Source organism: Hansschlegelia zhihuaiae, from assembly GCF_004103825.1.
Lineage (GTDB): Bacteria > Pseudomonadota > Alphaproteobacteria > Rhizobiales > Methylopilaceae > Methylopila > Methylopila zhihuaiae.
This window is the reverse complement of record NZ_RYFI01000005.1, coordinates 100,488-108,456: the sequence shown is the minus strand read 5'-3', so window position 1 is coordinate 108,456 and position 7,969 is coordinate 100,488. Positions and strand designations below refer to the sequence as shown.

Genomic DNA, 7,969 nt, shown 5'->3' with positions numbered 1-7,969 from the left:
CGCGGGGGCGGGGAGCCGGCTCGGCCTTGCGGTCTTCGAGCTCCGGCCGCCCCGGCTCGACGGCGCGGCCCTGAGCCTCGTCATGACCAGGGTCACGCGCGCCGCGCAGCTGAATGGCTTCGCCGTGCTGGTTGACGCGGCGCGGATCAGACGGCTCGCCGGCGGCGGCAATCGGGACGCGGCCGAAGACGCGCTCGCCGCCGTGATGGCCGGCCTCGACTGCTCCGCCGTCGCATTGGAGGAGGAGCCGCGCGACGCCGCCCCGGGATGGCGTCCGATTTTGGTCGCGCCGCCAGGCGACGGAGAGCGCCTCGAGATCTGGCGCGCCGTCGCGCCCGAGGGGGCGGCGCTGAACGAGGGCGCGCTCGCGGAGCTCGCGGCACAGTTCCCGCTGGGACCGGCCGAGATCGCCGAGGTGGCGTCCGCGAGCCCCGCCTTCCGGCCGCAAGAGCTTTGGGCGGCGGCCCGAGAACGCTGCCGCGCCTCGACCGAAGGGCTCGGCGACATCGTGATCCCGCGCTACGGCTGGGACGACATCGTGCTGCCGTCCGACGCGCTCGACGATCTCCGCGCCATCGCCGCCCAGGCGCGCCATCGCGCGCTCGTCTACAATCAGTGGGGTTTTGGCGCGCGGCTCGTTCGGAACTCCGGCGTCACGGCGCTGTTCGCAGGCCCGAGCGGCGTCGGCAAGACGATGGCCGCCGAGGTGATTTGCCAGGACCTCGGCGTCGACCTGCTCCGCATCGACCTCTCGGGCGTCATCTCGAAATATATCGGCGAGACCGAGAAGAACCTGAAGCGGGTGTTTGACGGCGCCCAGCGCTCCGGCGCCGCGCTGTTCTTCGACGAGGCCGACGCGCTGTTCGGAAAGCGGAGCGAAGTGAAGGACAGCCACGACCGCTACGCCAACATCGAGGTCAGCTATCTGCTGCAGCGCATGGAGGCCTTTTCGGGCCTCGCGATCCTCGCGACCAACATGAAGGCCCATCTCGACCAAGCGTTCCTTCGCCGGCTTCGCTACGTGGTCGACCTGCCGTTCCCGACCGGCGACCTGAGGCGCGAGATCTGGCGACGCGCCTTCCCGGCCGCCGCGCCGACCGAGGCCCTCGACCTCGACATGCTGGCGAGGCTCGAGATAGCCGGCGGCAACATCGTGGTGATCGCCGTCAACGCCGCGTTCCACGCGGCCGCGGAGGGCCGTCCGATCGCCATGGCGCATGTTCTGCGCGCCGCGCGATCCGAGTTCCGGAAACTGGACCGCGAGCTCCGCCTGCCGCTCGGCATGGAGGCGCGGCATGGGCGCTGAGCGACCGCCAAACGCCTTGCCGCCGCCGGGAGCGCGGGCGCCGGCCGCCCGAGCATTGGGCGCAGACCTCCCGAAAGCTCTGCAGACCGCCGTCGCGAACGCCGTTTGTCCTGCTTCGCCGGGGGCCGATCTGGCGGTCGACCGGCTTCGTGTCCCGGTCCCGGCCGGCGCGGACGCCGCCGCGGTCGCCCGGGCGGTAGCGCGCGCGATCCGGTTAGAACTCGCGAGGCGGCGGTGACCCGCGGTGTCGGACGACTGGCCCGAAAGGCGCCCGACGGGCGGATCGCCTCGAACGGCAGGGCGGACGCGCGTTCGAGAAGCGAGTTCGCGCGTTCGCCTTTGCAGCTGAAGGCGGAGGTCGGCCCGTCCTCCGACCCGCTCGAGCGTGAGGCCGACCGCGTCGCCGACGCCGTGACGTCCGGCTCGGCGGCGCCGTCGCTCTCGGCCGCCGCGGATCGCCGCGCCCAGCGCGCATGCCCGGCATGCGAGGAAGCCGCAGGTCGTGGCGCGGAACGCTGTGAGGACTGCGCCCGCATGATCAGACGCGAGCAGGCTGCTTCCGCCCCGGTTCGGCCCGGCGCCGCGGCTTCCGCGGAAGCGGCGCTGTCGCGCGGCGGCGCGCCGCTGCCCCGCGATCTCAGATCCTATTTCGAGCCCCGTTTCGGCCGGGACCTCGCGGACGTGCGCCTGCATGTCGGAAGCGAGGCCGCGGCCGCCTCGCGGGGGATCGGCGCACGGGCCTACGCGCTCGGCCGCGACATCGGCTTCGCCGCCGGCGCCTATTGGCCCGACACCGGCGACGGCCTCCGCCTGATCGCCCACGAGCTGGCCCATGTGGTCCAGCAACAAGGCCGGACGGCGGACATTCGGCGCGACCCCGACCCGAAGGCCGCGCCGCCCGACAAGGAGCTCGAGCTCGGGAACACCCTGCGCGGGCCGGGCTACGCGGCCGGTTTTGCGCTCGCTTTCTATGACGAGAACGAGCCGGAGGCGGAGCGGAAGGCGTCCGAATTCGCAGTCCGCGAGAACGCCATCGGGCTCAAGGGAGCGAAGATCGACGCGGCGAGCCTCGTGATCGGAAAGGCCATTCCCCATGTCCGCACCATCGACAAGACCGTGCCGGCGATCGCCAAGGTCGCGAACGACGCCCTCGCGCGCGTTCCGCCCCCCGCCGGCGCTCCGCCGGGGTCGGCCTCGTCTCCAGGGCAGGTCCGCGTGATCGCGGTCTTCGCGCACGGAACGCCGGAATGGTGCAGCGCTGACCTCACGGTCGGCAACGCGGCGACCGTCTTCAAGAAGATCGCGCCCAGCCTGTCCCGCAATGTGCGGGTGATCCTCTACACTTGCAGCTCCGCCCGCGGCCTCGACGAGGACGCCGAAGACTGGGTCGGCAGGACGATGCGCGGCGGCGGCAAGGGCTCGCTCGCGTCGCTGGTGAGAGACACGCTCGCCGACGAGAAGATCGACTCCGGCTCGGTCTGGGGCCACACCACCGTCGGCCACACCAGCCGGAACTTCGCGCTGCGGGAGTTCGAGACCGCCGCCGGCAAGGGCGACCTGGGCGAGTCCTACGCCGAGAAGTACATCTTCAAGGACCTCCGGCCCGGCGTGATCGCGCAACTCGCCGACGACATCAACGCGCTCGGCTATTCGGTCGTCGCGACCGACGCCGGCTTCATCGCCGCGGCGTCGGCCGAGCTCGAGACGGAGTTCTACCGCGGCTACGCGGCGGCGAACCGCGACCTCAAGGACGGCAACGTCGCCGAGGAGGCGCCAGTCTACGCCTACATGACGGCCGCGCGCGTCGACAAATACTGGAAGGACGTGTTCTGGCCGAAGAACCGCGCCGAGACCGCGAAGCGGATCGTCGCAAAAATGAAGCTCAAGAAACCGCCGGCGCCCAGGCCATGACCGGCGCCCGCGCCCATTCCGGCCGGAGGACCGCAGCGTGAGCTCCGCGGCGACCAAGGCGGCCGCGCCGGCGCCGGCGCAGACGGCGGTCCGCAAGCCTCCTCAGCGTCCGCCGGCGCAGACGCGCGCGATCTCTCCGCTCCAGCGCAAGGCGGAGATCGGCGCCGTTGACGACCCGCTCGAACGCGAGGCGGACCGGGCGGCCGCGGCGGTCCTGAGCGGCGAGACGCTTCCCCTGCTTTCCCAGGCGCCCTCCGGCCGGACGCAGCGCAAATGCGCGGAATGCGAAAGGGCGGAGGAAGACGGCGGCGAACCCTGCGAACATTGTGCTGCCACGATCCGCCGCTCGGCGGTCGCTGCTTCTCCGTCGCCCGGGGCGGCGGCCGCGGCCGAAGCCTCGGTGGCGCGCGGCGGATCGCCGATGCCGGCGCCCCTGCGCGCCTATTTCGAACCGCGCTTCGGGCGAGAGCTGTCGGCCGTGCGCTTCCATACGGGGGCGGAAGCCGCGACGGCGGCGCGCGGCGTCGGCGCCCGGGCCTTCACGCTCGGCCGGGACATCGCTTTCGCGAACGGAGCCTACCGGCCGGACAGCTCCGACGGCCGCCGGCTCATCGCCCACGAACTCGCCCACGTCATCCAGCAGGGTGCAGGCGCGACCCGGACGATCCGCCGCGACCCGGACGATCCCCAGGCCGATGGCGACCAGGAAAGCGAGGCTCCGCCCAAGCCGCTCACTCCGGAGGAGGAGCGTAAGCAGGAGATCGAACTCTCCAAGACCTCGCCGGGCGGCGTGAAGACCAGCATCGAGCCGTTCCGCATCACACTCGACAATTTCGCGATCGACTCGGACAAGCTGAAGGAGATCCATGTCGGCGCGGTGAAGGAGGTCCGCGACATCCTGAAATCCGCCAAGCGCGGGACGCTGAGGGTCTTGATCGTCGGGCACACCGACGAGTCCGGCGCCGAGAAGCACAACAAGAAGCTGTCGCAACGTCGGGCGTTGTCGGCGCTCTGGCAGTTGCAGGGGCTCCGGGGCGTGAGCGTCCAGGCCTCGGGGCTCGGCGAGAAACAGCCTACGGCCGCGAATGACACCGTGGACGGCCGCAGCGCCAACCGCCGCGTCGAGATCTTCCTGCTCCCCGGGTCGGAGATCGTGATCAAGCCCGAGCCTGAACCCGACCCGAAGCCGGATCCCGACCCCAAGCCGGATCCCGATCCGGATCCGAAGAAGGACGACGACAAGCGCCCGCCGAAGGACGACACGCCGCCCCCGAAGGACGACGGGCCGCCGGAGAAGGACCCTCCCAAGAAGGACGACGACAGCTGGTTCTGCGCCCGCCACCCGATCATTTGCGGCGGGATCGGCGTGGGGGTGGGGGTCGGCGTCGGCATCCTGTTCTGCATCAAGAACCCCTGGGCGTGCCTGCCGGCCCTTCCCGGGCTCCCGGGACTTCCGGACCTGCCGGATCTCGACCCCGACGACCCCAAGGATCCGGACAAAGACAAGGACCCTGAGAAGGACAAGAAGAAGAAAAAAGAGAAGCGCCCGCGCGCCTGCCTGTCCTCCTCGAAACTTCCGAGCGGAAAGATAAAATCGAAGGTCAACCACATCGGGGCCTACTGGTCCGTCAAGTCGCCGTTCACAATGGGGCTGCACTTCGCCGAAGACCTTGAAAAGGCCTGTTCGTGCAGTTGCGGCGAGTATCTCCAGGAGGTCAGGGGCTTCTTCGAACACGACCGCGGTTCGGGGTGGAAGAAGGCGCCGCACTATCTGACGTCGGCGACGAAGATGTCGGAGACGGAGTTCAAGGAAGACGCCACTCCTCAGCACGGCGGCTACGGCCATCGCTTCGACGACGTGTTCCGGACGATCCCGCGCGACGACATAGACGAAGACAAGTTTCTGCCCGACCGGGCCACGGGCTGCGAATACGCCGGCACCGACGAGCCGGGCATCACCGAGATGCCCGCAAAGCCTGGCGACAAGCACCGCTACAAGCTCTGGTTCCGGGGCGCGCCGGTCGACGGCTGCCTCGGCCGCGTGCGCATCGCCGGATGGAACGAGTGGTGGACCGAAGGGGAGATGGAGATCCCCGGCTCGCCCCCGCCGAAGCCGGACCCCAAACCGGATCCCAAGCCCGATCCTAAGCCGGACCCCACGCCGACCCCCAAGGTCGAGCCGCCGCCCTATCAGGGCCCGTCCATCGGCCCCGCGCCGCCCGGGCCGCTGCCGCCGCGCCGGCTTCCGGCGATCGGCGAGCTTTGCTTCGAAAAGCAGCTCGGCTGCCGCACGCTGGACTACATCCTCGACAAGCGCGCCCTGCTGGTCGGCGGCGAGCGCGACACGGCGATCGACATGGAGCTCGCGACCCTGATGGAGCAGTGCCAGCTGTCGCGGCCGTTCGGCGACGCCGTGGCCATCCAGGCATGGCGCATGAAGCTCCGCCGCCACGCTGAACGACGCATCGACACCTTCCTCGCCTGGCGGCTCGAGACGCCAGACCACAGCGCCGGCCCGGTCTGCCCATGACGGCCGCGCCGCTCAAGACTTCGGTAACCTTTGTGACGAAGCGCTGCCCACGACCTCCGCGCCGTGCTAGCGTGACGGCCTCGGCTTCGGGACCGGAGCGGCCATACGGCCGCCGGGCTACGGGAGGCGGCGTTCGATGACGTCGAGTTTTCCGATGAGTCCGAAGGTCCTGAAAGGCGGCATCGTCGCCTATCAGCTGCCCGAACTGCTGCCCACCATCATCGTCTTCCAATACAATCCGGACGAGGTCACGCGCTCGCTGCAGCCGCGCGGCGCGGCTAGCGGCGGGCGCGGCGACGCGAACCGCGTCAACGGGCCGCCAGAGGAGACGCTGAGCTTCGCGATCGAGATCGACGCGGCCGACCAGCTCGAGCGTCCGGGCGAGAACGGCGCCGCGCTGGACAACGGCCTCCATCCGGCGATCGCGGCGCTCGAGGGGTTGACCTATCCGCCGCTCGCGCTGGTGGCCGCGAACGAGGTTCTGGCGATCGCCGGCAGCGCCTTCGTGATGGCCGAGCAGGCGCCGCTCGCGCTTCTGGTCTGGGGGCCGCGGAGGGTCCTGCCGGTGCAGGTCCAGAGCCTCTCGATCAAGGAGGAGGCGTTCGATCAGCAGCTCAATCCCATTCGCGCGAGGGTCGACCTGTCGCTGAAGGTCCTGACCTATCGCGACCTCGACATCACCAATCCCGGATACTGGGTCTACATGGCCTCCTTCACCCAGAAGGAGGTCATGGGGGCGCTCAACACCTTTCAGGACGCGACCGAAATCCGGTCGCTGCTGCCGATCTAGGACCGGCCATGTTCTTTCGGGGAAGCCGATACGAGACGATCGCCGACGCCGAGACGGTCGGACGGGACGGCCGCGCGATCCGTTACAAGCGCATGCGCTTCATCCCGGAGGTCGCGAGCGGGCGGTCGCAGAGGGTCCGCGACGACGACAGGCCTGATCTGCTCGCCTACCGCGCGCTGGGCGACGCGGAGCAGTTCTGGCGGCTCGCCGACGCCAACCGGGCGCTGCGCCCCTCCGAACTGACGCGGGAGCCCGACCGCGGGGTCCGGCTTCCGAACTACGGCGGAGGCTGAGCCCATGCCGCTGCTCCCGGCCTATTTCGCCGTGCAGGTCGCCTTCGCGCCGCTGCCGCCGCCCTTCATCCACGCGCTGCGCGAGATCGAGGTCGAGTCCGCGGTCGGCCAGGCGTCCATCTTCCGGCTGCACTTCGATCTCAGCCGCAACGCCTATGGCGATTTCGACGCGCTCGCCTTCGACATCTTTCGACCCCTGCTGCCGGTTACGGTCCGGCTCGCCTTCGGCCTCGGCGTGCCGATGACGATCGCGACCGGCTTCCTGCACGACGCCGGCCTGAGCGCCAGCAACGAGCCGGGCAGTTCGACGCTCGAGGTGGTCGGCATGGACGCGCTGGGCACGATCATGGGCCACATCCAGCAGCCCTTCATCTGGCCGAACCTGCCGGACAGCGAGATCGTGCGGGCGATCTTCGCCAAATACGCCACGATCCCGGTCGTCGTCCCGACGCCGCCGAGCCGAACGATTGTCGACACCATCACGACCCAGCGCGACACGGACGCCGCCTACCTGTTCCAGCTCGCCGAACGGAACGCCTACGAGCTCTACCTTCAGCCCGAGCCGTTCAGCGGCGTGACGATGGGCCATTTCCATCCGCGTCTGTGGCCCGCGCCGCCGCAGGGCGTGCTGTCGATCGACTTCGGGTCCAAGACCAATCTGACCGCCTTCAGCGTGTCGAACGACATGCTCCAGCCGCGCGGCGTCGTCGGCGCGTCGGTCGATCCACGCACGCGGGCGCCGATCCCCGCCATCGCCCCGGTCTCGATCGAGCCGCCGATGGGCCTCGAGCCCACGCTCAACCGGATCATCCCGCCGCCGATCGAGCGTCCGCTCGCCGGCGACGCCGCGAACCCGATCGAGATGCAGATGCGGGCCTTCTCGCGGGCGAGCGAGTCGAGCCGCGCGGTCACCGCGCAAGGCGAGGTCGACGGCCTCAAATACGCTCGCCCCCTGTTGCCCGGGCTGCCGGTGCTGGTGCGCGGCGCCGGCCGCCAGCACAGCGGCGCCTATTACGTGACCTCGGTCAGCCACCGCATCTCGCGCGACGGCTGGACCCAGAGCTTCAGCGCGTCGCGGAACGCGGTCGGCCTGACGGGCGCCGAGGTCTTCGTCGACCCGTTCGACGCGGTCGCCTGAG

6 protein-coding genes are annotated in these 7,969 nt (G+C 70.2%); all 6 read left to right on the top strand.

The annotated features are described in order from the left end of the window. On the top strand, positions 1-1,306 hold a 1,306-nt coding region (locus EK403_RS07095; protein WP_164919526.1), incomplete at its 5' end, for an ATP-binding protein. 234 nt (positions 1,307-1,540) lie between these two features. After that, complete coding sequence (locus EK403_RS07090) at positions 1,541-3,217, top strand: eCIS core domain-containing protein (RefSeq protein WP_128776805.1); 1,677 nt, start codon at positions 1,541-1,543, stop codon at positions 3,215-3,217. A gap of 37 nt (positions 3,218-3,254) precedes the next feature. Next, on the top strand, positions 3,255-5,747 hold the full coding sequence (locus EK403_RS07085; protein ID WP_128776804.1) for an eCIS core domain-containing protein: 2,493 nt from the start codon (positions 3,255-3,257) through the stop codon (positions 5,745-5,747). 154 nt (positions 5,748-5,901) lie between these two features. Next, a complete protein-coding gene (locus EK403_RS07080; RefSeq protein ID WP_245479556.1) occupies positions 5,902-6,537 on the top strand; it encodes a hypothetical protein in 636 nt (211 codons plus the stop codon). Positions 6,538-6,545: 8 nt separating this feature from the next. After that, positions 6,546-6,830, top strand: coding sequence for a hypothetical protein (locus tag EK403_RS07075; RefSeq protein ID WP_128776802.1), 285 nt, complete (start codon positions 6,546-6,548; stop codon positions 6,828-6,830). Positions 6,831-6,834: 4 nt separating this feature from the next. Beyond that, positions 6,835-7,968 carry a phage late control D family protein gene (locus EK403_RS07070; RefSeq protein ID WP_128776801.1) on the top strand — a complete coding sequence of 378 codons (1,134 nt, stop codon included), beginning with the start codon at positions 6,835-6,837 and terminating at the stop codon, positions 7,966-7,968. Position 7,969 lies beyond the last annotated feature (1 nt).